Origin of the sequence: Amycolatopsis antarctica, assembly GCF_002262875.1 — a bacterium.
Classification (GTDB): domain Bacteria; phylum Actinomycetota; class Actinomycetes; order Mycobacteriales; family Pseudonocardiaceae; genus Amycolatopsis; species Amycolatopsis antarctica.
Window position 1 is genome coordinate 26300 of the sequence record NZ_NKYE01000008.1, and the last position, 24614, is coordinate 50913.

The following is a 24614-nucleotide window of genomic DNA, read 5'->3' on the forward strand; positions in this document are numbered from 1 at the left end:
CGCCGACTCGAACGCTGCCGCCCGGAAGGCCCACCGGTGAACCTCCGCCACCAACTCTCGCTCAACGAGAACTTCGCACCCCTGTTGCCGGGCGTCCGCGAGGCACTGGAGTGGTCGATCGACGACTCCAACCTCACACTTGACGCCCTGGCCAGCGGACTCTCCGGCAGGATCGCCGAAAGCCTCGACGTGGCGCCGGAGAACGTGGTCGCCGGCGCCGGATCCGCGGCGCTGCTCCAGCAGTTCGTGTCCGCGCACGCGGGGCCGGGCGACGAGGTCGTCCACCCGTGGCCGTCCTTCGAGATGTACCCACTGCTCGCCCGCAACTGCGGCGCGGAAGCCGTGGCCGTGCCACTTCGCGGGTACGACCAGGACCTCGAAGCGATTGCCGCGGCGATCACCGATCGAACACGGATCGTACTTCTCTGCAACCCGAACAATCCGACAGGAAGTTTAGTAGAACAGGCAGAGCTGGAATCATTTCTGGACAATATCCCCGACCATGTGCTTGTTCTGGTGGACGAGGCGTATCGCGAGTTCGCCGACCCCGGGACACTGGCGGAGGCACTCGATCTGAGCCGCACAGATGAGCGGGTCGCGGTGGTCCGGACGTTCTCCAAGTCCCACGGCCTGCTCGGCCTGCGGGTGGGCTATCTGGTCGCCGCACCCTCGGTGACCGCGCCGCTGCGGACGACCGTGCCGTTCTTCCGCGTCGGCACCGCCGCGCAGGCCGCCGCCCTGGCCGCGATCGAGGCGGACGAGGTGATGCGCAGGCAGTGCGCCGATGTCGCCCGCGAACGCGAGCGGACCCGCGAGGCACTGCTCGGGCTCGGTTGGGAGGTTCCGCCCAGTGCGGGCAATTTCCTCTGGCTGCCGCTCGGCGAACGCAACGACTCCTTCGTGGACTTCCTCGCCGAGCGTGGTGTCGCGGTGCGGGCGATCGCCGGTGCCGGGGTGCGGGTGACCATCGGACCGCCCGAGGCGAACGACGCCGTGATCATGCTGGCGAAGGAGTTCGGCGGGTGACCGGCGCCGAGCAGCTCATCCGCGAGATCACCACGTCCTCGCTCGCCGACGAGGTCCGTGACGCGCTCGCCCGGCGGTGGCAGCCGGGAGACGGGCGGATCCACGAGATCTCCCGGTACGCCCTGCTGGCTCCGGGCAAGCTGCTGCGGCCGTTGCTGCTCGCCGCGACCGCGGAGACCTGCGGCGCTCCCCGCGAGCAGGTGCTTCCCGCCGCGCTGGCCGTGGAGTACCTGCACGTCGCCTCGCTCGTGCACGACGACATCATCGACGGCGACGACCTTCGGCGCGGGCGGGCCTCGGTGCACGCGCGCTTCGGCATGTCCGACGCGATCGTCACCGGCGACGCCCTGCTGTTCCAGGTCTTCGCCTCGCTCGCCGAGTGCGCGGACCGCGGTGCCTCCGATCGTGCCGTGCTCGCCGCCATCGGTGTACTCGCCAAGGCTGGGGTCGATCTCTGCGAGGGGCAGGCCCAGGAGGCCCGCCTCGCCGCCGCCGCGGACGGGACCGTCGCCGAGTACCTCCGGGTGGCGGAACTGAAGACGGGTGCACTTTTCCGCGGTGCGTGCCGCGCGGGGGCGTTGCTCGCCGGGGCGGAGCCCGCGACGGCCGACGGGATCACCCGCTACGCCGAGCACGCCGGGCTGGCCTTCCAGCTCCGTGACGACGTCCTCCCCTACGTGGGTGACGCCGCCGTGGTCGGCAAGCCGGACACCAGCGACGCCGCCAATCTCCGGCTGACGATGCCCGTACTGCTGGCGCGGGAGGTGGCGGGGCCCCAGGATCGCGCCGCCCTCGACCGGGCGCTCACCGCGGACCTGACGGCGCGGGAACGATTCGCAGTCCTGACCGAGGTTCTGGACCGCACCGGGGCGCTCGAGAAAACCCAGCAGCGCGCCGAGGCCGAGGCCGCGCTGGCCGAGGCCGAACTCGAATCGCTGTCTCCTTCGGAGGGCCGGGACCTGCTGAGCGCGCTGGCGCGACTGTCGACCAGCCGGGACCGCTGAGTCGTGCACGGCTACCGGTGGCGGACCGTCCGGGCGCACGTGCAGACCTGGCGGCCGTACACCCTGGCCTACCCGGCATTGATCGGGGTGGCGGGCGCCGCGCTGGCCGGTGCCGCGAACCGGCCGGGGTTGCTCGTCCTGGCCGCGGTGGTGCCCGCACTGGGCTGGCTCTCCGGCCACTATCTCGGCGACTGGTTCGATCGCGGGCTGGACGCCATCGAGAAGCCGCAGCGGCCGATACCCTCCGGCAGACTGTCCCAGGACGCCGCGCTGGCCTGCGGCATCCTCTGCGCCCTGACCTCGGCGATTCTCGCGACGGCGGCGAACTGGCGCATCCTGCCGGTGTTCGTGGTGACGATCGCGGGCGTGATCGGCTACAGCGCGGTGTTCAAGGCCCGCGGGCTGGCGGGCAATCTCGTGCGCGGCGCCCTGACCGCACTGGCCCTGGTGATCGGCGCGATGCTCACCGGCGGCACGCCTCCGTGGGTGCTGCTCCCGGTCGCGCTCGCGTTCCTGTTGCACGACGCCGCCTCCAACCTGGTCGGTGCGATCCGCGACGTCGACGGCGACCGGCAGGGCGGGTATGCCTCCGTGCCGGTGCTGCGCGGGGTACCGCACGCCGTACGGACGGCGCTGGGCCTGTATCTCCTCGCCGTCGCGGTGCTGGGTACCGCCGCCGCGGGCGCGCCGGATCCCGGGGCGCAGCTCGGCTTGACCGCCGCGGCCGCCCTCGCCGGTGCCGCCGCGTTCCGCGTGCTCGCCCGGCACGTCACGGAGCTGACCCGGCCACGGGCGCTGCGGGCACACGAGATCCTGGTCGCGGAACGGCTGGTGCTCACCTGTTCGGTCATCGCCGGTGCCGCGGGCCGTTGGCTGGCGCTCGGGTTGCTGGTTCCCGCACTGGCGGTCAGTCTCGCCGCGCAGGCCGCGATGCGGTCCCGGCACGAGTTCGCGACACCGATGACCCTGGAGAAGAGGGCGTGACACACGTGAAATCCCTGGCAGCCGCCGAGGTGTCCGAGGCGATCGGACTCGGTGCGGAATCGCTGTTCTCCGCCCAGCGCGAGGACGGTGTCTTCGACTACGGCGGGCACTCGCTGGTCTCCACGCTCGGCACGGTCGGGGCGGTCAGCGCCCTGCACTTCGCCGACCCGGACGGCTCTGCCGACCTCATCGCCCGCGGCGTCGACTGGCTGCGCCGGACGCAGGGTGCCGACGGTGGCTGGAGCATGGTGCCGGGCGGGCCGTCCGAGGCCGGAACCACCGCGGTGGCAGCGGCGACGCTGTCCGTGGTCGCCCCGGCCGAGGCCGGGAACGAGGTGGCCGCCGGACGCCGGTGGATGGCGGATTTCGGTGGCCTGGAAGCGATCCCGCACGCGGAGGTGGTCGCCTGGTGCCGCCAGTTCTACGCCTACGCGGGCTGGCTGGACGTTCGGGACATGCGGCGTTTTCCGCTGGAGCTCGCGCTCGTCCCCGGCCTGTACCGGAGGCTGTTCGACATCCGGGTGCCGATGGTGTCGGCGCTGGCGCTCGCCCAGCTCCGGCACAAGCCGATCAGCCGTTTCCACCGGGCGCTGGCGAAAGCGGCCGCGCCGAAGGCGCTCACCGCGATCCGCCAGGTGTACGAGCACGAGGGCAGCACCGGTGGCTGGTGCGAGGACGCCTGGGTGACCGGGCTGATCTGCGCCGGCCTTGCCCGCGGCGACCAGGGACGGGACATGGTCGACGGCGCGGTGCGCTGGTTCCGCGGGACGGTCACCGAGGACGGTGCCTGGAGCAGCGGCCCGCTCGACCTGACCTGGTCGATGTACGCGGCGGGCGGGTTGGTCGCGGCGGGGTACGCCGACGACCCGCGTCTCGGCTCCACCAAGGAGCTCTTCCTTCGCCTGCAACAGAATGTGCCGTTCCTGTCGTTCGGCTGCCCGCCGGGTTTCTGGGGCTGGTCGGGAACCCGCGGCTGGCCCGCGTCGCTGGAGACCGGGGAGATCGTCTCCGTGCTGCGCCATCTGCCCGGAAACGACCAGGACGACGCGGTGCGCCGCGGCGTGAGCTGGCTGACGTTGCAGCAGGACAGCCGTGGTTCCTGGGGGCTCTGCGTGCGCAACACCAAGGTCGCGAACAGCGGCCCGTGCCCGCACATGACCGTGCAGGCGCTGGACGCGCTGCTCGACGCCGGTGTCCCGCCGGAGGATCCGCGGATCGGCAAGGCGCTGCGGTGGCTGGAGGGTGTGCAGAACACGGACGGCAGTTTCGGGTCGGTGTGGTACCGGATGCACACCTCCGGCACCGCCGCCGTCCTGCGCACGCTCGCCAGGGCGGGCCGGGCGGAGGGCACCCCCGCCCGGCGGGCACGGGCCTGGCTGGAGTCCGCCCGGCTCGCCGACGGCTCGTGGGGCGACGGTACTCCCGGTGGCCCCGGCACGGTCGAGGAGACGGCGTGGGCGGTGGACGCACTGCTGACCGCGGGCGCCGCGCACGATTCCCCCGCGGTGGCCGAGGGCGTACGCAGCCTGCTCGCCGCCCGCACCGGCCCCACCGGCGGATGGCCCGCGGCCCCGGTCAACGAGTACGTCCGCTTCGTCTCCCGTTACACCAACCCGGCGCTCGCGCACGGCCTCGCGCTTCGCGCGCTCGCCGGTTACCGCGAACGGGCCGGACGATGAGCGTCGACGCCGTCGTGTGCGGCGCGGGGGTGGGCGGTCTCGCCGCGGCACGCGCCCTGGACACCCTGGGCATGCGGGTACTGCTCGTGGACAAGCAGCAGCGGCCGATGCCGGTGGCGAAGGGCGAGGTGTTCCAGCCCGGCGCACTGCGGGTACTGCAGTCGTGGGGTGTGGCGCAGCGGCTCGCCGAGGACGGTGCGCTGCGGCTGGGCAGGCTGGTCGCCCGCGACCCGGCGGGCGAGGCACTGATGTCACTGGACTACGGGACGCTGCCGGAGCCGCACCGGTGGCTGCTGGCGCACGACTACCCGTCGATCCTCGACGCGCTCACCGCCGGACTCGGGTCCGATGTGGACATTCGAAGGGGGGTGCTGGTGCGGGGCCTGCTGCGCGACTCCGACGGCAGGGTCACCGGCGTCCGGCTGGACGGCTCCGGGGGCGAGGTGAATGTCCGCGCGCCACTGGTGGTTGCCGCGGACGGCATGTCGTCCCGGCTGCGCCGCGAGGCCGGGATCGAGATCGAACGGGCGGAGTACCCGCATCGGCTGGTGGCGCTGGAACTGGCCGGGACACCGGGGGTCGAGCCGGACTTCTCCGCCTACGTGACCCCGAGGGGCCTGCGCCTGCGGTACCCCCTGCCCGGCGGCCGCGTCCGGCTATACGTGCAGGTGCGCCCGGACGAACTGCGCGGACTCTCCGCCGACGGACTCGAGGCCTGGGTCGCCCGGCTGGTGGCCGAGACGCCGGCGCTGGCCGCGCTGGAGCCCGCGATCAGGACGAGCCTGCCGACGCGCCAGGTGCTGCCGGTGGGCCGTTTCCTGGCACCCGCGCTGACCGTGCCCGGGTTGGCACTGACCGGGGAGACCGGGCATGCCGTGCACCCGATGGCCGCACAGGGCATGAACAGCGCGATCGCTGACGCGGACTGCCTTGCCGCCGTGCTCGCCGAGCACGGCGGGGTGGCGGACCCGGCCGCAGTGGACCGGGCGCTGACCGCCTACCAGCAACGGCGCCTTCCCGATCTCGCGCACATCGGCCAGGTCAGCCACAACGCGGCCCGGATGATCACCGACCTGTCCCGGCCCGGCCTGCTGGTCGGCAGGCGCGCGCTGCGCTACACCGGGGCGAACCGCAGGCTGCGCTACATGGTCATGCACAACATGTCCGGGCTCGGCGCGCACCCGCTGAGCCTGCTCGACCGCGTGCACCAGATCGGGCTGCTGCCCGATCCGCGTGCGGGACGGCTGCCCGCATGGGCGTGACCCGGTCAGCCGGACGGCGCGCAGTCGACGAACACCAGGCCGCCAGGTCCGGTCCTGGTGGAGAGCACCTCCAGTCCCGCGTGCCCGGCCAGGGTGTGGAAGTCCTCGACGCTGCGTTCCTGACCGCCGAGCAGCGTCAGCGACTGCAGGTCGAAGGACGAGTTGTTGCGCGCGTGCTCGGCCCCGGCGAGCACCTCGACGATGACCACCCGCGCACCAGGGCGCGCGGCGTCGGCGCAGCGGAGCAGGATCTTGGTGGCGTCCTCGTCGTTCCAGTCGGTGAGCACCCGCGAGACCAGGTAGACGTCGAACCCGGTGGGCAGGGCGTCGAAGAAGCTTCCCGGCAGGAATTCGGCGCGCTCGGCCAGTCCCGCCTCGCGCAGCGTCTCGGTGGCCTCCGGTTCGACGGGCGGCAGGTCCAGCACGGCACCGCTCAGCGCCGGGTTCTCCCGCAGCACGTGGGACAGCAGGGCACCGATACCGCCGCCGACGTCGATCACCCGCCGCGCGTCGGCCCAGTCGTAGCCGGTGGCGACGGCGGGCCCGGTCTGCCAGGCGTGCGCGGCCATGATGCCGCCGAAGAACAGTCGCAGCGGTTCGTCACGCTGGTAGTCGGTCCAGAACGGGGTGCCGTGCACGGCGTCGTAGGCCGATCGGCCGGTGCGCACCGAGTGCAGCATGCCGCTGTAGGCCAGGTCCATCTTGGCACCGGGGCCGTCGAGGTCGAGCCATTTCCGTTGCCACGCAACGTCTTCGCTGAGCAGCTCAGTGGACAGCGGGGTGAGCGCGTACACCCCCGGTGCGGGCTCGGCGAACAGTCCTATCGCGACGAGATGACGCAGCAGGCGGGCAAGGGCGGCCTCGTCGGCATCCGCCGCCGCGGCCAGCGCCCCGAGCGCGCTCGTGCCGTCCCGCACCAGTTCCGGCAGCCGCAGGGTGACCGCGGCCCGGACGGCGTAGGGCGTGGCCAGATCGATCAGCCGGGCGAGTTCCGCGCCCGCGTCCTGACCGGGCGTCTGCGCACCGTCACCGGAACTCGCCATCGATACACACATCCAATCGAGAGAAAGGGAATACCGCCGCCGGATCGATGCGGTTCGGTATTTCCCACCCTGTCCCGGAAGCACGGGGCAAGTCAAGCGAAAACACGATTCCTCCGACGAGATCCGGTGTCTCGAGAAATTGTGATTCCTCCTGCCCGGACGACGGAGGATTCACCGAAAGGACGTGTCACACGATGAACGAGGACAACGGCACACGTTTCGACGTGCGCCCCGTGTCGGGCGCGCTGGGCGCCGAGGTGCACGGCGTGCGGATCGGCGAGCTGGACGACGCGGCATTCGCCGAGATCCGCGCCCTGCTGCTGCGTCACCTGGTCCTGTTCTTCCCGGACGCGGCAGGACTGGATCCGTTGGCACACAAGGAGTTCGGCCGGCGGTTCGGCGAACTGGAGGTCCACCCCTTCCTGCCGAAACTCGACGGCCACGACGAGATCGTGGTGCTCGACTCCGAACAGGGCGCGAAGGCCGACGTCTGGCACACCGATGTCACGTTCTCCGCCTCTCCCCCGCTGGCCTCGATCCTGCAGATCATCGAATGCCCGCCGGCCGGCGGCGACACGATGTGGAGCAATCAGTACCTCGCCTACGAATCCCTCTCCGAGCCGTTGCGGGAATTGCTCGACGGGCTCACCGCTGTGCACGTTTTCGCCCATCCCGCCGGGACGTTCCGCAGTGAGGCGGAGCATCCCGTCGTCCGGATCCATCCGGAGACGGGGCGCCGATCGCTGTACGTGAACCGGATGTTCACCACGCGGATCCCGCAGCTCGCCCCGGCCGAGAGCGAGGTGCTGCTGCGGCACCTGTTCGAGGTGGGCGAGAGCCCGCAGCGCACCTGCCGGTTCCGCTGGGTTCCCGGCGCCATCGCGCTCTGGGACAACCGCGCCACACAGCACTACGCGGTCAACGACTACACCGGGCGAAGGGTGGGGCAGCGGGTGACCGTGCTCGGCGACCACCCGGAGGGCGGAGCGCCCCGCTGGGAGCACCACAGCGCATCGGCACTGAGCGCGGCGAGCAGCCGCTGACGCCGGGTCGCCCGGCGGGCCTCAACCGCCCCCGGGCGCCCGGACCGCCGGGACCCCCACCTCGATCGGAACGAGTTCACCGAGATCCCGATCGGACAGTTCCCGCGCGGCCGCGAGCACGGTCTCCTGCTGCGCGGTGATCCGCTCGTCCACCAGCACGCTGAGGGCGTACGCGACCCGGCCGGTCTGCCGGACCGTGGTGTCGTCCACCAGCGGGCGCATCGCCGAGGTGATCACGAGGCCGGTGACCTCACCGCCGGGGGCCTGGGCGGCGCCCACGGAGAAGGTCTCCCGCGGATTGGCCGCGCCCTCGACGGCCAGTTCCCGCAGCCTGCCGAGCAGTTCGTGCCACTGCGTGACCTCGCCTTCCAGCGTCGTCGCGGCGAGGTCGTCGGCGGTCAGGCCCATGCCGCGTTCGCCGGGCCCGAAACAACGGACGTAGGAGGTCAGTGCCGCTGTCCAGAGCGCGTCGACGACCACCTCGTCGACGCTCTCACGGCCGGGTTCCGGTTCGCGCGCCAGCTCGGCGACCAGCCGTTCGCAGCAGCGGAGCACGAACTGCAGTTCGTCGAAGATGGCGGCGAGGTCCGCCAGTGCCATCGCCGCGGGGCTGCGCAGTCGTCGTGCGGTGGTGGGCGGTGCCGCCCCCTGCTGCTCGGACATCCCGGACGCTCCCGTCCCCGCCGCCGGACCACTGGAGCACGATCGCACCACGACCGCACGGGCCGCGGGGTCTCAGTTTGCGACAGGGACGGCTTCGTGAACCAGGATCGCCGGCCTCAGATTCCGGGTACCGGCACGACGGGGAGTTCCCGGTGGCCGTTGGCGATGAAGGACTCCATCGGCGACAGCTCCCCCGCGGGCACCGCCAGCGCGGCGTGCGGAAGACGCTCGAACAGCGCGGGCAGCGCCACCGAGGCCTCCAGCCGGGCGAGCGGCGCGCCGAGGCAGTAGTGCACGCCGTGACCGAACGCCAGGTGGTCCCGGACCTCGCGGTCCACGCGGAACTCGTGCGCGTCGCCGCCGAAGTGCCCGGGATCGCGGTTGGCCGCCGCGTAGGCGGCCAGGATCGGCGCGCCGCGCGGAATCCGGGTGCCGTCGGCGAGCGTCAGGTCCTCCACGGCGTAGCGCAACGGAAGATTCGCGATGGACGGCTGCCAGCGCAGGGTCTCCTCGATGACGTCGGACCACCCGGCGCGCCCGGCACGCACCAGTGCGAGCTGGTCCGGGTGGCTCAGCAGGGCCGCGATCGCCTGCGTCAGCAGGTTCACCGTGGTCTCGTGGCCCGCACCGAGCATCAGGATCAGCGTGTCGGCGAGTTCGTCCTCGCCCAGTGGGCGGTCCTGCTCGGCCGACGCGGAGAGCAGCACGCTGGTGAGGTCGTCGGCGGGCTCGGAACGCTTGCGTGCCACCAGATCCGCGAGGAAGCGGGCCATCTTCTGGTGGTTGGCCATCGCCTCCTCCGGCGTCGACGAAGTGCGGAAGACACCGTCCACGATGGACCGCAGGTCGGCCCGCGCCTCGTCGGGTACGCCGAAGAGGTCGCTGATCACCTCGATCGGCAGCGGATGGGCGAACCGGGCACGCAGGTCCACCACCTCACCGGGCGCGCAGGCCGCCAGTGAGTCGAGCAGGCCCGCGGTGATCTCGGCGATGCGCGGCCGCAACCCGTCCACCCGCCGTGCGGTGAACGCGCTCGCGAGCGGCCCGCGCAGCCGCCGGTGCTCCTCGCCGTAGGCGGTGAACATGTTGTTGACCGCGACCCAGCTCAGCAGTGGCCAGTCGCCGGGGACCTCGCCGTCGCGCCACTGCGGCCAGTGCTGACGCGGGTCCTTCGACACCCGCGGGTCGCGCAGCAGGGACCTGAGTTCCCGGTGGTCGGTGACCGCCCAGGCACGGATCCCACCGGGCAGTTCCACCTCGGCGGCGGCTCCGCGGGCACGCAGCGCGGTCGCCTCGCCGTGCAGGTCGCGCCCGGCCGGGTCGAGGGTCAGCGGGCAGTGCTGCGGTGCGGACATTCGGTGTCTCCTGCGCTCGGATCGGGGGTCTGCGACGGCGGTGGGAACTGCACGGGGAGCGCGGTGAGCGCACGGTGGAACGGGCCGGGGCGCCACTGGAGGGCCGTGCCGTCGGCGAGCGACATGCCGGGAAGGTGGTCGAGCACCGTCTCCAGCGCGATGGTGGCGATCAGCCGCGCGGGATCGCGGGCGGGACAGGTGTGCGGGCCAGCGCTGAACGCGAGGTGCGCCCGGTTTCCGGTGGGCACCTCGCCCATGCGGGACGCGACGTCGGTGTTGGCGGCGGCGATGCTGATCACCACCGGCATGTCCGCCGGGAGGCGGACGCCGCCGAGGCGCACGGCCCGCGTCGGATAGGTGACCGCGTAGTTGGCCAGCGGCGGATAGCGCCACAGCACCTCGTCCAGCGCCTCGTCGATGCTGACGCTGCCGTTCACCAGCGAGTCGGCGAACCGGTCCTCCGTCAGCAACAGCAGCAACGCGTTCGCGATCCAGTTGCTCACCGGCTCCACGCCCGCGCCCATCATCACGACGAGCTGGTGCAGGAGTTCGTCGTCGTCGAGGCCGTGCCGGTGCTCCAGCAGCCGGGTCGTCACGTCGTCGCCGGGCTCCCGGCGCTTGTACTCCACGAGTTCACGGACACAGCGTTCGAAGGCCGCGTTCGCCTCCTGCACGTCGGTGCCGTCCCACAGCGCCTTCAGCGAGTCGACCATCCGGGCGCTGATGTCCGGCGGGCAGCCGAAGACCTGGTGCAGCACCAGCAACGGCAGCGGCGCCGCGTACTCGGTGAGCACGTCGGCGGAGGTACGCCCGGTGAACCCCTGGATGAGGGTCAGCGCGCTGCGGTGCACGAAGTCACGCAGTTCCGCGGGGTCGACCGCGCGCAGGCTCTCGGTGACCGGTGGGCGCAGTCGCGCGTGCGCCTCCCCGTCGGCGAACAGGGTGTTCGGCCGCCAGGACATCATCGGCATGATCGGCGAGTCCGCCGGTGCGTGCACCTGCCAGCGCCGGGAGTCCTTGCGGAACACGTGTGGCGAGCGGAGAACCTGCAGGGCGGTGGCGTAGTCGGTGACGAGCATCGCCTGCACCCCCTCGGCGAGCTGGACCGGCGCGATGGGGCCCTGGGCGCGCAGGGCCCGGTACGTCCGCTCCGGGTCCGCGGCGAAGTCCTCGCCGTAGAGCGGGGTCCCGGTGGTCTGCCCCAGCCGCGCCGGGGTGATGGCAGGCAGGGGCCGGGTGGATTCGGCGCTGGACTCGGTGGTCGTCACAGGAGGGCTCCGCGGGGTCCGGACGTGGTGAGCAGGTACTGCATGAGGGTGATCAGGGCGTGCGTGCAGGACGAGTGGTCCCTGGCGTCGCAGGTGACCAGTGGCGTCTCCGGGGTGAGGTCCAGCGCTTCACGGAGCTCGGACTCGGGATGGCGCGCGGCCCCGTCGAACTGGTTGATACCCACCGCGTAGCGCAGTCCGAGACCCTCGACGACGTCCACCGCGGCGAAAGAGGCGTCCAGGCGGCGGGTGTCGGCGAGGACGAGCGCGCCGAGCGCACCGCGGGCGAGGTCCCGCCAGAGGTACTCGAAGCGTCCCTGGCCGGGCGTGCCGAACAGGTACATGACGAGCTGGTCGTTGAGGGTGCGCCTGCCGAAGTCCAGCGCCACCGTGGTGGTCGTCTTGCCCGGGGTGGCGTCGAGATCGTCCACCGGTTCGCTGGCCGCGGTCATGCTCTCCTCGGTGTAGAGCGGCCGGATCTCGGACATGGTGGAGACGAACGTGGTCTTGCCGACCGCGAACGGCCCCACGACGAGGATCTTCACCGAGCGCGTCACGCTCCCCGGCAGATACGCCTCAGACGGCAAGGTTGCGGAGACCATCCAGCACCTCCTGCATCAGTTCGACGCTCGGCAACTCGGTCGGCCGGGAGGTCGCCCGCGCGGCGAGCTGACCGCCGGCGATCAGGTCCCCGACCACGATGAGCGCCGCGGTCATCGGCAGCCGGGCGTGCCCGGCGATCTCCGCGACGGACAGGCCGCCGCCCCGGCACATGTCGAGCACCCTGCGCTGATCCGGGTCGAGACCGGGAGCCGATCCGATCACCGCGGCCTCGACGAGCGTGGCCGGGTCGAGGGCGGCACCCTCCGGGCGGGTGCGGCCACCCGTGACGACGTACGACCGCACCAGGGCGGACTCCCGACGCGGCCGCCCCGTCGTCACTGCGGTCCCGTGGCCCTGCGTGCCGGGCTCACCAGCTCCTTGCCGAGGCGCTGGGTCACCTCCTGCATCCGGACCGCGACGACACCGAGGTCCGCGTCCGGTCCGGTGGCCACCACGAGGTACGCGCCGTTCGCGGCCTCCTGCACGAGCTGGTAACCCTGCTCGTGCTCGACCACCGTGCGGCGGAATCCGGCCGCCGGATAGCCGACGGGTTCCATGCCGTTGCGGGCGCAGGACTGCAGCACCGCGGACGCGGCCGCCCAGCGTTCCGCGTCGTCGCGCGGGAGGCCCTTCTCGTGGGCGATCAGCATGCCGTCCCCGGAAGCGACGACGGCGGTGCGGATGGCGGGCATCCGCACCAGCTCGTCCAGGATCCAGCCCTTGTCCTCAGCCATCGTTGCCCTGCCTGCCTTCCGCGGCCATCCGGGTGCCCTGCTGGAACGCACGGAGGTTGTCGGCGGTCGTGTCGGTACTGCGCGGGGACGGTGAGGGCGCGGGAGTCGGAGTGGGCGCGCTGTACGCGGGCTGCTGCGCCGGCAGCGCGCTGCGACGGCGTTTCGGCAGGCCGCCTGCGGTGGTGTCGTTGACGGGCACGGCTTCCTCCTCCTGCGGCCAGGACGTCGCGGCGGGCACGGGGACGGGCTCGAGTTCGGCCTCGTCGGTGTCGACCGTGGTCAGCAGCGCGGTGGGCAGGAACAGGGTGGCGCGCAACCCACCGCGCGAGGACCCGGAGTCCAGGCTGACCCGGAACCCGTACCGGGCGGCGAGCACGCCGCAGACGGCGAACCCGGTCTTCGGGGGATTGCCCAGCTCGGTCAGGTCGGCCTCGCGCTGCCCCCGGTAGAGCAGCGTCGTCGCGTGGGCCAGTTCCTCGCGGGTCATGCCGACACCGCCGTCCACCACGGAGACGGAGACACCGTGGTAGTCGGTGTCGAACACGACGTCGACGGCCGAACTCGGCGGCGAGGACCTGGTCGCGTTGTCCAGCAGCTCCGCGAGCGCCATTCCGACCGGCTCCACGACGCGACCGGTCAGGGCCGTCTTCTCGTCCGGGGCGGCGGCGCGGACGCGGCCGTAGTCGTGGATGCGGGACTGTGCCCCGCGAACGACGTCGGCCAGTTCGGCCGAACCGCGCTGCTGGCCCGGCCAGGAGCCGCACATGACGGCCAGCACCTGGAGCCTGCGCTGCATCTGGGCGACGACGTGGTCGACCGGGAGCAGCGCCTGGAACACGTCGGGTCCGTGCGCGTGCAGGACACCCTGGATTCGGTCACCGGCCTCGTTGCCCAGCGCCTGCATCCGGCGGACGGTGCCGTTCACGGCCTCCTGCGCGGAACGGACCTGGCGCCTGCGCTCGGCCTCGGCACCGTCGTCGGTGACCGGGGGCGGCGGGGGCGGGACCCGCTGCAGTTCGTTCTGCTGATGCTCGGCCCGCCGTTCCACCGCGGCGAGGCGTTCACGCAGGTGCGCGGTCGCCCCTTGCTCGCGGCGCAGCAGCACGCCGAGCCCGGCGGCCACGGCCACCAGTACGACGCAGACCGTCACCCATATCGCCAGTTCCATGCGTCCTCACGACCCGCTCGACCCGTTGCCCGACCAAGCGGGCACCAACGACTTCCGAGTCACGGAAAGGTGCTGGTCACCGGCCGAGCAGGACCGAACGCCCTCCGCAATCGACGCCCACCGTATCGAATGGACGTCCCACGATCGAGCCTGCACCGAGAACTGCGTGTCTGCGTGTCGCCCGGCGGGCGTCCGACCGCCGGGCATCACTCGTCCGGACCACTTCCGTGTCGGGGCTCCAGCGGCCGGTCACCGTCGGATGCGCTCCATCGCCGGGTCGAACAACGGCTCCGCGGCGACCGTCGCCGCGATCCGCCGGCCGAAGTACTCGATCTCCACCGCCGTGCCCACATCCGCCGAGGCGGGCAGCCAGGCGTAGGCGATGGGCCTGCCGATGGTGTGCCCGAAGGCGGCACTGGTGACGTACCCGGCGGTCACCCCGCCGAGCAGCACCGGTTCCTTGCCCAGTACCACCGACTCGCCGTCGTCGACAGTGAGGCAGCGCAGGCGGCGGGTGGCCGTCTCCTCGGACCTGCCCTCCAGCGCCGCGCGGCCGGCGAACTCACCCTTGGCGGGCCGGACCGCGAAGCCCACCCCCGCCTCGTAAGGATCGTGCTCGGTGGTCATGTCCGTGCCCCACTGGCGGTAACCCTTCTCCAGCCGCAGGCTGTTGAAGGCGGCCCTGCCCGCCGCGATGACGCCGTGCTCCTGCCCGGCCTCCCACAGCGCGTCCCACAGGCGCAGCCCGTTGTCGGCCGAGGTGTAGATCTCCCAGCCGAGTTCGCCGACGTACGACAGCCGCATCGCGGTCACCGGAACGCCCGCGATGTGCGCGCGCCGGGACCGGAAGTACTTCAGTCCCGCGTGCGAGAAGTCGTCCTCGCTCAGCGGCTGCACCAGATCGCGGGCCGCCGGGCCCCAGACGCCGACGCAGCAGGTGCCCCCGGTGATGTCGCGCAGGTACACGCTCCCGTCCTCCGGCAGGTGGGCGCGCAGGTGCTCCAGGTCGAGGTTGCCGTTCGCCCCCACCTGGAAGGTCTCCGGGCCGAGCCGGGCCACAGTGAGGTCGCTGCGCACCCCGCCCGCCTCGTCCAGCGCCAGGGAGTAGGTGACCGCGCCGACGGACTTGTCGAGCTGGTTGCTGGTCAGCCGCTGCAGCAGGGACAGCGCGCCGGGACCACTGACCTCGAGCCGCTTGAGCGGGGTCATGTCGTAGAGCGCCACGGCGGTGCGGGTCCGCCACGCCTCGGCGGCGGCGATCGACGAGTGGAACCGTGCCGACCACGGATCCCGGGCGGGCGGGCGCCACTCCGGCGGGAGCTGGTCGACCAGCGGGGCGTTCGCCTCGAACCAGTGCGGCCGCTCCCAGCCGCCTGCCTCCAGGAAGAACGCGCCCAGTTCCCGTTGCCGCACATGGAAAGGGGTCACCCGCAGATCGCGCGGCGACTCGCGGGGCTGAAGCGGGTGCAGCACGTCGTAGATCTCCACGAAGTTCTGCTGCGAGGTCTCCGCGACGTATGTGCTGGACCGCTGCACCTCCTCGAAGCGGTTCACGTCCACCTCGTGCAGGTCGGTCTCGGAGCGGCCGTCGACGAGTTGCTGGGCGACCGCCTTCGCGATCCCCGCCGAGTGCGTGACCCAGACCGCCTCGGCTACCCAGAAACCGCGCACCTGCGGGGATTCGCCGACCAGCGAGTGCCCGTCGGGGGTGAACGAGAAGACGCCGTTGAAGCCCTCCTCCACCTTGGCCTGCCGCAGCGCGGGCAGCAGCAGCCTGCTCTCCTCCCACTGCGGCGCGAAGTCCTCCTCGGTGAACGGGAGCATGGAGGGCATCGAGGAGTCGCTGATGCCGCCGTCACCGTCGTCGAGCGCGTCGAGGTCGACCGGCATCGGCCGGTGGGCGTAGGAGCCGATGCCCATCCGGTCGTTGTGCTCGCGGTAGTACAGGTCCTGGTCCTGGTGCCGCAGGATCGGCAGACCCGCCTCGGATTCCTCGGTGTTGCGACCGACGAGCTCGGCGAGCTGGCCGGTCTTCGCGTACTGGTGCGCCAGCGGCAGCAGCGGCACCGCCATGCCGACCATCTCGCCGACCTTCGGCCCCCAGAATCCCGCACAGGACACCACGATGTCGGCCGGGAAGACGTCCTCGCCCGCCCGTACCCCGGTGACCCGCCCGCCGGACTGGTCGATGCCGGTGACCCTGGTGGAGCCGACGAAGCGGGCGCCACGAGCCTCGGCCCGGCGGGCGAGCGCGATCACCGCCCTGGACGCCTTCGCCAGCCCGTCGCTCGGTACGTACAGCGCGCCCAGCACCCGGTCCGCGTCGAGCAGCGGGTACCTCCTGGCGCACTCCCCGGCGTCGATGAGGGTGCCGTCCACACCCCACGAGGTCGCCCAGCCGTGCTTGCGCTTGAGGTCCTCCCAGCGCTCCGGGGTGGTCGCGACTTCCATGCCGCCCACCGGGTTGAAGCACCAGGCACCATCCACGTCGAGCGAGGAGAACTTCTCGACGGTGTACCGCGCGAACTCGGTCATCGTCTTGGAGGCGTTGGTCTGGAAGACCAGTCCCGGCGCGTGCGAGGTGGAACCGCCGGTCAGCGGCAGCGGGCCCTGGTCGAGGACGGTGACGTCGGACCAGCCGCGGACGGTCAGCTCGTCCGCGAGGTTGGCGCCCACGATGCCGGCGCCGATGATCACTACACGGGGCGAGGTGGCCATGGGAGTTCTCCCTGCGAATAGGTGGCGGTGAAGTTTCTGCGGAGATCGGTCAGCGGAAGACGACGGTGCTGTTGCCGTTGAGCAGGACGCGGCGTTCGCAGTGCCAGCGCACCGCCCTGGACAGGGCGAGCGCCTCGGCGTCCCGGCCCACGGTGACCAGCGCGCGGGGGCCGTGGGTGTGGTCCACCCGCTGTACCTCCTGCTCGATGATGGGTCCCTCGTCCAGGTCCGGGGTCACGTAGTGGGCGGTCGCGCCGACGTACTTGACCCCGCGGTCGTAGGCCTGGTGGTACGGCTTGGCGCCCTTGAAACCTGGCAGGAACGAGTGGTGGATGTTGATGGCCCTGCCCTGGAGCTTGAGGCACAGGTCGTCGGAGAGCACCTGCATGTAGCGGGCGAGCACCACCAGATCCGCCTGGTACTCCTCGACGAGTTCGAGCAGCCGCCGCTCCGCCTCCGGCTTGGTCTCCGGTGTCACCGGGACACAGACGAACGGCAGGCCGGCGGCCTCGGCCATCGGCCGCAGGTCCTCGTGGTTGGACACCACGACGGCGATGTCCGCTCCGAGACTTCCCGCGCGCCAGCGGAACAACAGGTCGTTGAGGCAGTGCCCGAACCTCGACACCATCACCATGATCCGTTCCGGCCGATCGCCGGTGACCCGGAACTCCATGTCGAACTCACGGGCCACCGTGGAGAACTCACGGGCGAGGTCGTCGGCGCCGGTGTCCGTTCCCGGGCAGGAGAACGCGGTCCGCAGGAACAGCGATCCGCGTACGTCGTCGTCGAACTGCTGGTGCTCCAGGATGTCGCAGCCGCGGCCGGCGAGAAACGTCGTGACGGCGTGCACGATTCCCGAGCGCTCCGGGCACCGGAGGGTCAGGGTGAAGGATTTCGCCACGGCGTGCTCCTCGGCTTTCGCGTCCTACTGTGATGATCTGTTGATATACCAATTGAGGCTAAGCGGCGTCCGCTACCCCGGTCAATGGCCGGTTTTCCTTCTGTAGCAACATATTTCGACACGATACGGGGACACGGCACGGTTCCGGAACGGACCGTCCACAACGGACTGACCGATCCTGCCCGCGAGCCCGCTCAGTCCGGGAGCGCGCGGTACTCCACACTCGCGTCGGCCAGCCAGTCGGCCAGGTACCGCGCGAACGAGGCCCGGACCAGCAGCACGAACTCGTCCTCGCCCCGGACCAGCAGCACGATCCCGGCACGTGCCAGCAGGGTCTGCACGCAGGTGCCCGACGGTGACACCGAGGGGTGCAGGTCGATCGCGCAGCCGTGCGCCAGCACATCGCGCGCGTACGGCCCGCTCAGCGTGACCGTGGTCCGCTGCGCGGACACGTCGACCACCGAACCCCGGCCGGCGAGCGCCTCGCCCAGGGCGTCCGTCAGCTCTGCGCCCAGGCCGGGCGCGGCCAGCACCAGGTACTCGTCCGGCCCCATCCAGAGCACGTCGATCCCTTGCCCGGCAACGGTTCCACTGGTGAAGGAGCACGGCGCCGCGGGCAACGGCACCCCGATCGCGGCACCGGCGCCGGTCACCGCGGCGGGATCGTCCACCCGCACCGTGAGCTGGGTCAGGTACGGCCGCTCGGCGGCGCGCGTGCCGGGGGCCAGTACCGCGGGTTCGCCTCCCCACACCTCACCCAGCGGGCTGTGCCGGAGTACGGACTCAACCGTCACGACGGGCTCCTTCCCTGTCGTAGAGCACGGATTCGGTCACGGTGACCGGAACGACCCGGTCCCCCACCGGCACGTGCAGTGTCTCGCCGATCCGTTCCCGGCCCGAGCGCACCACCGCCAGCGCGAAAGTCCGCTCCAGCGCGGCGCTGGTGTAGCTCGAGGTGACGTGGCCGAGCATGCGCACCGGCGGTTCCGGAAGGCGTTCGTGCTCGATGATCTGTGCCCCTTCGGGAAGCAGCACGCCCGGATCGACCGGCAACAGGCCGACGAGCTGCTTGCGGTCGGGCCGGTTGTTCTCCACCCGGGAGAACGAGCGCTTGCCCAGGAAATCGGTCTTCTTCTTCGACACCGCCCAGGACATGCCGAGGTCCTGTGGGGTGACGGTGGCGTCGGTCTCCTGCCCGATGATCGGGTAGCCCTTCTCCGCGCGCAGGACGTGCATCGTCTCGGTGCCGTAGGGCGTGATGCCGTACGGTTCGCCCGCCGCGATCAGCGCCTCCCACAGCGCGAGGCCGTACCAGGCCTCGACGTTGATCTCGTAGGCCAGCTCGCCGGAGAAACTGATCCGGCACACCCTGGCCGGGATCCCGGCGACCTCGGCGTCGCGCCACGCCATGAAGCCGAACGCCTCGTTGCCCGCGTCCAGTCCGGGCGCCAGTGCCGCGAGGACCTCGCGCGAGCGCGGGCCCACCAGCGGGACGGTGACCCAGTGCTCGGTGACGGAGGCGGCGTGCACGTCGAGGTGCGGCCATTCCGTCTGCAGCCACTCCTCCATCCAGTCCAGCACCATCGCCGCGTTACCGGTGGTGGTGGTGACCAGGAAGTGGTCCTCGGCGATCCGGATGACGGTGCCGTCGTCGATCACCATGCCGTCCACACCGCACATCACGCCGTAGCGGATCCGGCCGGGCTTCAGGCTGCTCATCATGTTCGTGTAGAGCATGTCGAGGAACCGGCCCGCGTCCGCGCCGCGCACGTCGATCTTGCCCAGCGTGGAACCGTCCATCAGCGCGACGCCCGAGCGTGCCGCCCGGCATTCGCGCAGGATCGCGGCGTGCATGTCCTCGCCCGCCAGCGGGTAGAACCACGGCCGCTTCCACTGCCCGACGTCCTCGAACTCCGCGCCGTGCGCCTCGTGCCAGGAGTGCAGTGCGGTGACCCGCACCGGATCGTGCAGTTCCCCGCGGTCCCGTCCGGCCAGTGCGGCGAAGGGGACGGCGGTGTACGGCGGCCGGTACGTCGTGGGCCGCTGCTCGGCGAGGTCCACGCCGAGCGCCTCGGCGACGATCGCCGAGGCGATCATGCCGGAGGTCTTGCCCTGGTCGTGTGCGGTGCCGATGGTCGTGTAGCGCTTGACGTGCTCCAGCGACCGCAGGCCGGCACCGGTCGCCCGCAGGATGTCGGACACGGTGGCGTCCCGTTGCAGGTCGACGAACCTGGTGTCCTCCGGTGCCGTGCCGGTGCCGGAATCGGAGCCGGGCGAGAGCCACAGCACTCGCGGGGGCACCTCGCCGGGCCGGGCGTCGGAGACGGGCAGGGCGACGTCCGCGGCCAGTGCGTACCCGGCGGCGAGTGTCGCCGCGCGGCCGGCGTCGCGGCCCTGCCGCACGCAGTCGGCGAACTCGCTGGCTCCGGCCGCCGCGCCCGCCACCCGCATCGCGGGCAGCGGGTCGCCGGGCAGGTAGGCGCCGAGCTCCGGGGCGTAGCGCAGCGCACCGCGTACCTGGCTGAACAGGTGGACGGTCGGGGTCCACCCGCCGGACACGAGCACGGTGTCGCAGGCGATCTCCGCCACCGATCCGCCGTCCACGGGTGCGACCCGGACGGATCGCACCCGCTCCTCGCCCTCGGCACCGGTGACCACCCGGCCGGCCAGCACCGCGATCCCGCGTGCCGTGCACTCGGTCGCCTGCCCGTGCGGCGGGGTCTCCCTCGCGTCGACGATCGCGGCGATCTCGACCCCGGCCTCGGCAAGGTCGATCGCGGCCGGGTACGCACTGTCGTTGGTGGTGAACACGACGGCACGGCGACCGGGCAGCACGCCGTACCGGTTGAGGTAGGTGCGTGCCGCCCCGGCGAGCATGATGCCGGGGAGATCGTTGCCCGCGAACACCACGGGACGTTCGTGTGCCCCGGCCGCGACGACGGTCTGTTTCGCCCTGATCCGCCAGATTCGCTGCCGTGCCGCGAAGTCCGGTGCCGCGGCGCCGAGGTGGTCGGTACGGCGCTGCACGGCGAGCACGAATCCGTCGTCGTAGGCGCCGAACGCCGTCGTGCGCTCCAGCAGTAGTACGTCCGGAGTCGCGCGGAGCTCGGCGACCACATCGGCGACCCAGGCCGCCGGGCAGCGGTCGTCCACGCACTCGTCCGAGCCGAGCAGCGCGCCGCCCGCCGTGCTCTGCTCGTCGACCAGTACCACCCGGGCACCCCCGCGGGCGGCGGTCAGCGCCGCGACCAGGCCCGCCGGGCCCGCTCCCACGACGAGCACGTCGCAGTGCGCGTGCTTCGCGTCGTAACGGGCCGGGTCGGGACGTTCCGCCAGGCGCCCCTGTCCGGGCAGGCCGTGCGCGACGAGGCCCTCGTACAGCTCGATGGCGGTCGCGCTGAGCATCGGTTCGGGGAACGGCTCGTCGACCTGCACCAGCGCGCTGGCCTCTTCGGTCCCGGCCGCCATGATGCCGCGCGGGCGGCCGTATCGGATGCTGGTCGCCACCTGGTGCACACCGTTGGCGAGCAGCGCAGAGGCGAGCGTGTCGCCGCGGTAGCCGGTCAGCTCTCGGCCGTCGAAGGTGAAGCGCAGCGGCGCGTCGCGGTCGATCAGGCCGCCGCGGGGCAGCCGGAACTCCGTGCTCATTCAGATCACCGGCCTGGGTTCGTCGTTGCGGTACACGGCGAGCAGTTCGTGCGTGCGGGTGTCGCGTACGGCGTTGAACCAACGGCGGCAGCCCGCCGAATGGCTCCACCGCTCGGCGAACGGGCCACTCGGGTTGTCGCGGTGGAAGACGAACTTCGCCCATTCCGCGTCCGACAGCGCCGCCGGGTCCCGCGGATACGCGATGTGCGCCTGTCCGCCGTAATGGAACTCGGTCTCCTCGCGCCGCCCGCACCACGGGCAGGTAATGAGTTGCATGGGGACTCCTGGAAAGTTCGGGCCGGGGCGGTGGCGCCGCCTGTGGTCAGTGGGCGACGGCCGCGGCGCCGTGCTCGTCGACGAGGGCGCCGGTGGTGAACCGTTCCAGCGTGAACGGCTCGTTGTACGGATGCGGCTTGTTCGTGGCGACGGTGTGCGCGAAGCAGTCGCCGACCCCGGGGGTCGCCTTGAACCCGCCGGTCCCCCAGCCACAGTTGAGATACAGCCCGTCGACGGGGGTCAGGCCGACGATCGGCGAGGCGTCCGGGCTGACGTCCACGATGCCCGCCCAGGACCGCAGCAGGTGCGCTCTGGCGAAGACGGGGAACAGTTCCAGCGCCGCGGCCATCTGGCGCTCGATGATGTGGAACGAGCCCCGCTGCCCGTATCCGTTGTAGGCGTCGATCCCGGCGCCCATCACGAGTTCACCCTTGTGCGCCTGGGAGACGTACACGTGGACCGCGTTCGACATGACGACCGTGGGGTGCACCGGTTCCAGCAACTCGGACACCAGCGCCTGCAGGGGATGCGAGACCACCGGGAGGTCGAGGCCCGCCATGACTCCCAGCACCGAGGAGTGGCCCGCGGCGCAGAGCGCGATCTTTCCGGTGGCGATCCGGCCCCGGGTGGTGCGCACGCCGGTGACCCTGCCGTGCTCGATGTCGAGTCCGGTCACCTCGCAGTTCTGGATAAGGTCGACGCCGAGCCGGGCGGCCGCGCGGGCGTAACCCCAGGCGACGTAGTCGTGCTTGGCGATGCCCGCGCGAGGCTGGAAAGTGGCACCCATGACGGGGTACCGCACGTCCGGCGAGATGTTGACGATCGGGCAGATCTCCTTGACCTGCTGGGGATCCACCCATTCCGCATCGATGCCGTTGAGCCGGTTGGCGTTGACCCTGCGCACGCTGTCACGTACGTCCTGCAGGCTGTGCGCCAGGTTCAGCACGCCCCGCTGGTCGAACAGGATCGGGTAGTCCAGTTCTTCTTCCAGTCCTTCCCACAGTTTCAGTGAGTGCTCGTAGATCCCGGAACTCTCGTCCCACAGGTAGTTGGACCGGATGATCGTCGTGTTGCGCGCCATGTTGCCGCCGGCCAGCCAGCCCTTCTCCAGGACGGCGACGCGGGTGATGCCGTGCACCTTCGCGAGGTAGTAGGCCGTCGCGAGTCCGTGGCCACCGCCGCCCACCACCACGACGTCGTAGGACGCCGCGGGATCCGGGTTGTCCCAGAGGAAGTCGGGATGTTCCGGCAGGTGCGCCCCGGGCGGTGTGGGTTCGGCGGGGGTCATGACGACGCCTCCTTCGCGAGCGGGCGAGACAACCGGTCAATCTGATCGACTGTTGGTATATCAGTTGTCGTTGTAGAGTAGGACGGGTGAGCACACAGGTCAACGCCACAATGCCGGGAAGCGCTCCCTCGCTCGCCGAACAGGCGTACGCCTCGATCCGCGACCGGCTGGTGATGCTGGAGATCAGACCGGGCGAACCGATCAACGAGGACTGGCTGAGCAACGATCTCGGCGTCGGCCGCACGCCGATCCGGGAAGCCCTGAAACGGCTGGAGAGCGAACGTCTGGTGGTCGCGTTCCCGCGCCGCGGCACCTTCGCCACCGACGTGCACATCTCCGATCTGGCACACATCTCGGAGGTCCGGCGCACCCTGGAGCCGGTGGCCACCGCCGCCGCCGCCGAACGGGCCACCGACGCTGAGCGGATCGCCCTCACCGCGCTGCGGGAGGACCTGGCCACGACCGGCGACCCCGGGGACAACGCCGGGCTGCTCCGCAAGGACCTCGGCCTGCACCGCGCGATCTACCGGTGCGTGCACAATCCGTTCCTTGAGGACACGCTCGTCCGCTACGACAACCTGGCCACCAGAATCTGGTGCGTGTTCGTCCCGCGCCTGTCCGGCATGGCGGGCCATGTGCACGAGCACGTCCCGCTGCTCTCCGCGATCATCGACGGGGACGCGGACACCGCGGCCGAGCTGACCCGCGAGCACGTGGCCGGGTTCGAGCGCGCCATCCGGGCCCTGATCTGACGGCCGGGCGGGCAGGCTCACCGGCCGCCGTCCGTCGCCGCGTCCGCGTCACCGACTCGGTCCCGCACCCAGTCGTGGAACTCGCCGATGTGGTGCTCGCTCGGCACGAGCACACCGCCCCCGGCGTAGGCACGTGAGTCCATCGCGAGCTGACAACGTTCGCAGGCCTCGAAGTCCTGCTGGTTGACCCGGTGGAACAGTTCGACCGACCGGGAGAGATCCCGGCCGGACTCCACCACCTCGGGCAGGTACAGCCAGTCGCAGTGAACCAGGGTGCGATCCGGGGCGAGCGGGAACATCCGGTGCACGATCACGTGGTCGGGCACCAGGTTCACGAACACCTGCGGCCGGACCGTGATCGCGTAGTACCGGCGATCCTGGTGCTCGCCCACTCCTGGCAGCCGGTCCACCCCCTCGCCGCCGTCCACCGTGAAGCCGGCGACGTCCTCGCCGAACTCGGCGCCGTGGCCGACGTAGTACTGCGCGGCGAAGCCGTCGGCGAACTCCGGCAGCACCTCGGTGAGTTCGGGGTGGATGGTCGCGCAGTGGTAGCACTCCATGAAGTTCTCGATGATCTGCTTCCAGTTCGCGCGCACGTCGTACTCGATGCGCCTGCCGAGGGCGAGCTCGCCGATGCGGTAGGCGTCAATCTCGTCCGGCCCGCCGAGACGCTCGGAGATGTCGGCCATCACCGTCTCCTCGAACGACGGCGGCTCCTCCGCCAGGCAGACCCACGCATACCCCAGCCACTCCCGCACCCACAGGCGGTGCAGTCCGTAGGCGGAGCGGTCGACGTCCGGCATCCCGGTGAGGTTGGGCGCGGCGATCAGTTTTCCGTCCAGGCCGTAGGTCCAGGCGTGGTACGGGCACTGGAACGACCGGCGGACGGCCCCGCTCTCCTCGGTGCACAACCGGGCACCGCGATGCCGGCACACGTTGAGAAAGGCGTTCAGCGCACCGTCGCGGCCTCGGGACACCAGGACGCTCTCGCGGCCGATCTGCACCGTCTGGAACGCTCCGGGCGCGGCCAGGTCACCCGCGCGCACCGCGCAGAACCACGCTTGCTCGAAGATCCGCTCCTGCTCCCGGGCGAAGATGGCGGGATCGGTGTAGTAGCGGCCGGGCAGGGTGACCATCAGGCTCTGCGGCAGGTCGGTGGTGGTCACGGGCACTGATCCTCTCGGTGGTGGACGGCCGGG

General features: G+C 71.4%; 22 protein-coding genes. 7 read left to right on the forward strand and 15 right to left on the reverse strand.

Features of this window, described 5'->3' with window-relative positions; translation table 11 throughout:
- Window positions 1–36 precede the first annotated feature (36 nt).
- From CFN78_RS14650 to CFN78_RS14670, 5 genes are read left to right on the forward strand one after another with little or no spacing between them, the layout of a single operon-like run.
- Complete coding sequence (locus tag CFN78_RS14650; RefSeq protein ID WP_240519454.1) at window positions 37–1026, forward strand: aminotransferase class I/II-fold pyridoxal phosphate-dependent enzyme; 990 nt, start codon at window positions 37–39, stop codon at window positions 1024–1026.
- The gene (locus CFN78_RS14655) at window positions 1023–2030 is read left to right on the forward strand and encodes a polyprenyl synthetase family protein (RefSeq protein ID WP_094863356.1); all 1008 of its coding nucleotides are present in this window, start codon (window positions 1023–1025) and stop codon (window positions 2028–2030) included. The genes CFN78_RS14650 and CFN78_RS14655 overlap by 4 nt, the downstream gene beginning before the upstream one ends.
- Before the next feature lie 3 nt (window positions 2031–2033).
- Window positions 2034–3014, forward strand: a complete 981-nt coding sequence (locus CFN78_RS14660; RefSeq protein ID WP_240519455.1) for a UbiA family prenyltransferase — start codon at window positions 2034–2036, stop codon at window positions 3012–3014.
- Window positions 3011–4693, forward strand: a complete 1683-nt coding sequence (locus tag CFN78_RS14665; protein ID WP_240519456.1) for a prenyltransferase/squalene oxidase repeat-containing protein — start codon at window positions 3011–3013, stop codon at window positions 4691–4693. The genes CFN78_RS14660 and CFN78_RS14665 overlap by 4 nt, the downstream gene beginning before the upstream one ends.
- Window positions 4690–5955, forward strand: coding sequence for an FAD-dependent oxidoreductase (locus tag CFN78_RS14670; RefSeq protein WP_094863357.1), 1266 nt, complete (start codon window positions 4690–4692; stop codon window positions 5953–5955). Before CFN78_RS14665 ends, CFN78_RS14670 begins: the two co-directional genes overlap by 4 nt.
- Window positions 5956–5960: 5 nt before the next feature.
- Here CFN78_RS14670 and CFN78_RS14675 read toward each other — a convergent pair whose 3' ends face one another.
- Window positions 5961–6998 carry a methyltransferase gene (locus tag CFN78_RS14675; protein WP_094863358.1) on the reverse strand — a complete coding sequence of 346 codons (1038 nt, stop codon included), beginning with the start codon at window positions 6996–6998 and terminating at the stop codon, window positions 5961–5963.
- A 194-nt stretch (window positions 6999–7192) separates the two neighbouring features.
- On the opposite strand from CFN78_RS14675, the gene CFN78_RS14680 reads away from it, so the two are divergent.
- Window positions 7193–8041 carry a TauD/TfdA dioxygenase family protein gene (locus tag CFN78_RS14680; protein ID WP_094863359.1) on the forward strand — a complete coding sequence of 283 codons (849 nt, stop codon included), beginning with the start codon at window positions 7193–7195 and terminating at the stop codon, window positions 8039–8041.
- 21 nt (window positions 8042–8062) lie between these two features.
- Here the strand turns inward: CFN78_RS14680 and CFN78_RS14685 are convergent, their stop codons facing one another.
- The 13 genes from CFN78_RS14685 to CFN78_RS14745 all read right to left on the reverse strand — a co-directional run bounded on the left by CFN78_RS14685 (window position 8063) and on the right by CFN78_RS14745 (window position 22663).
- The gene (locus CFN78_RS14685) at window positions 8063–8704 is read right to left on the reverse strand and encodes a hypothetical protein (protein WP_094863360.1); all 642 of its coding nucleotides are present in this window, start codon (window positions 8702–8704) and stop codon (window positions 8063–8065) included.
- A gap of 116 nt (window positions 8705–8820) precedes the next feature.
- Window positions 8821–10059 (reverse strand): cytochrome P450 family protein, encoded by a 1239-nt coding sequence (locus CFN78_RS14690; RefSeq protein WP_094863361.1) that lies wholly within the window; start codon window positions 10057–10059, stop codon window positions 8821–8823.
- On the reverse strand, window positions 10032–11327 hold the full coding sequence (locus CFN78_RS14695; RefSeq protein ID WP_094863362.1) for a cytochrome P450 family protein: 1296 nt from the start codon (window positions 11325–11327) through the stop codon (window positions 10032–10034). Before CFN78_RS14695 ends, CFN78_RS14690 begins: the two co-directional genes overlap by 28 nt.
- Complete coding sequence (locus CFN78_RS14700) at window positions 11324–11929, reverse strand: GTP-binding protein (RefSeq protein ID WP_094863363.1); 606 nt, start codon at window positions 11927–11929, stop codon at window positions 11324–11326. Before CFN78_RS14700 ends, CFN78_RS14695 begins: the two co-directional genes overlap by 4 nt.
- Window positions 11904–12233 (reverse strand): DUF742 domain-containing protein, encoded by a 330-nt coding sequence (locus tag CFN78_RS14705; protein ID WP_205660525.1) that lies wholly within the window; start codon window positions 12231–12233, stop codon window positions 11904–11906. Before CFN78_RS14705 ends, CFN78_RS14700 begins: the two co-directional genes overlap by 26 nt.
- A gap of 32 nt (window positions 12234–12265) precedes the next feature.
- A complete protein-coding gene (locus CFN78_RS14710; protein WP_094863365.1) occupies window positions 12266–12664 on the reverse strand; it encodes a roadblock/LC7 domain-containing protein in 399 nt (132 codons plus the stop codon).
- Window positions 12657–13832 (reverse strand): ATP-binding protein, encoded by a 1176-nt coding sequence (locus CFN78_RS14715; protein WP_094863366.1) that lies wholly within the window; start codon window positions 13830–13832, stop codon window positions 12657–12659. Before CFN78_RS14715 ends, CFN78_RS14710 begins: the two co-directional genes overlap by 8 nt.
- Window positions 13833–14081: 249 nt before the next feature.
- Complete coding sequence (locus tag CFN78_RS14720) at window positions 14082–16550, reverse strand: GcvT family protein (RefSeq protein ID WP_094863367.1); 2469 nt, start codon at window positions 16548–16550, stop codon at window positions 14082–14084.
- Window positions 16551–16599: 49 nt separating this feature from the next.
- Window positions 16600–17451: a formyltetrahydrofolate deformylase gene (purU, locus tag CFN78_RS14725; protein WP_094863368.1), complete on the reverse strand. Its 852-nt coding sequence runs from the start codon at window positions 17449–17451 to the stop codon at window positions 16600–16602.
- 194 nt (window positions 17452–17645) lie between these two features.
- On the reverse strand, window positions 17646–18245 hold the full coding sequence (locus CFN78_RS14730) for a sarcosine oxidase subunit gamma (protein ID WP_094863369.1): 600 nt from the start codon (window positions 18243–18245) through the stop codon (window positions 17646–17648).
- Entirely contained in the window at window positions 18235–21099 is a 2865-nt protein-coding gene (locus CFN78_RS14735; protein ID WP_094863370.1) for a 2Fe-2S iron-sulfur cluster-binding protein, read from the reverse strand. The genes CFN78_RS14730 and CFN78_RS14735 overlap by 11 nt, the downstream gene beginning before the upstream one ends.
- Window positions 21100–21375, reverse strand: coding sequence for a sarcosine oxidase subunit delta (locus CFN78_RS14740; protein ID WP_094863371.1), 276 nt, complete (start codon window positions 21373–21375; stop codon window positions 21100–21102).
- A 46-nt stretch (window positions 21376–21421) separates the two neighbouring features.
- Window positions 21422–22663 (reverse strand): sarcosine oxidase subunit beta family protein, encoded by a 1242-nt coding sequence (locus CFN78_RS14745; RefSeq protein WP_094863372.1) that lies wholly within the window; start codon window positions 22661–22663, stop codon window positions 21422–21424.
- Window positions 22664–22773: 110 nt separating this feature from the next.
- On the opposite strand from CFN78_RS14745, the gene CFN78_RS14750 reads away from it, so the two are divergent.
- Window positions 22774–23415, forward strand: a complete 642-nt coding sequence (locus CFN78_RS14750; RefSeq protein ID WP_094863373.1) for a GntR family transcriptional regulator — start codon at window positions 22774–22776, stop codon at window positions 23413–23415.
- A gap of 17 nt (window positions 23416–23432) precedes the next feature.
- On the opposite strand, the gene CFN78_RS14755 is transcribed toward CFN78_RS14750, so the two are convergent.
- The gene (locus CFN78_RS14755; RefSeq protein ID WP_094863374.1) at window positions 23433–24581 is read right to left on the reverse strand and encodes an aromatic ring-hydroxylating oxygenase subunit alpha; all 1149 of its coding nucleotides are present in this window, start codon (window positions 24579–24581) and stop codon (window positions 23433–23435) included.
- Window positions 24582–24614 lie beyond the last annotated feature (33 nt).

Bases quoted from the DNA above. Each gene is read 5' to 3' on its own strand.
- CFN78_RS14710 (WP_094863365.1), bottom strand. From the start codon at position 12,664: ATGGCTGAGGACAAGGGCTGGATCCTGGACGAGCTGGTGCGGATGCCC.
- CFN78_RS14750 (WP_094863373.1), top strand. From the start codon at position 22,774: ATGCCGGGAAGCGCTCCCTCGCTCGCCGAACAGGCGTACGCCTCGATC.
- CFN78_RS14690 (WP_094863361.1), bottom strand. From the start codon at position 10,059: ATGTCCGCACCGCAGCACTGCCCGCTGACCCTCGACCCGGCCGGGCGC.
- CFN78_RS14675 (WP_094863358.1), bottom strand. From the start codon at position 6,998: ATGGCGAGTTCCGGTGACGGTGCGCAGACGCCCGGTCAGGACGCGGGC.
- CFN78_RS14680 (WP_094863359.1), top strand. From the start codon at position 7,193: ATGAACGAGGACAACGGCACACGTTTCGACGTGCGCCCCGTGTCGGGC.
- CFN78_RS14685 (WP_094863360.1), bottom strand. From the start codon at position 8,704: ATGTCCGAGCAGCAGGGGGCGGCACCGCCCACCACCGCACGACGACTG.
- CFN78_RS14715 (WP_094863366.1), bottom strand. From the start codon at position 13,832: ATGGAACTGGCGATATGGGTGACGGTCTGCGTCGTACTGGTGGCCGTG.
- CFN78_RS14670 (WP_094863357.1), top strand. From the start codon at position 4,690: ATGAGCGTCGACGCCGTCGTGTGCGGCGCGGGGGTGGGCGGTCTCGCC.
- CFN78_RS14740 (WP_094863371.1), bottom strand. From the start codon at position 21,375: ATGCAACTCATTACCTGCCCGTGGTGCGGGCGGCGCGAGGAGACCGAG.
- CFN78_RS14745 (WP_094863372.1), bottom strand. From the start codon at position 22,663: ATGACCCCCGCCGAACCCACACCGCCCGGGGCGCACCTGCCGGAACAT.
- CFN78_RS14720 (WP_094863367.1), bottom strand. From the start codon at position 16,550: ATGGCCACCTCGCCCCGTGTAGTGATCATCGGCGCCGGCATCGTGGGC.
- CFN78_RS14700 (WP_094863363.1), bottom strand. From the start codon at position 11,929: ATGGTCTCCGCAACCTTGCCGTCTGAGGCGTATCTGCCGGGGAGCGTG.
- CFN78_RS14735 (WP_094863370.1), bottom strand. From the start codon at position 21,099: ATGAGCACGGAGTTCCGGCTGCCCCGCGGCGGCCTGATCGACCGCGAC.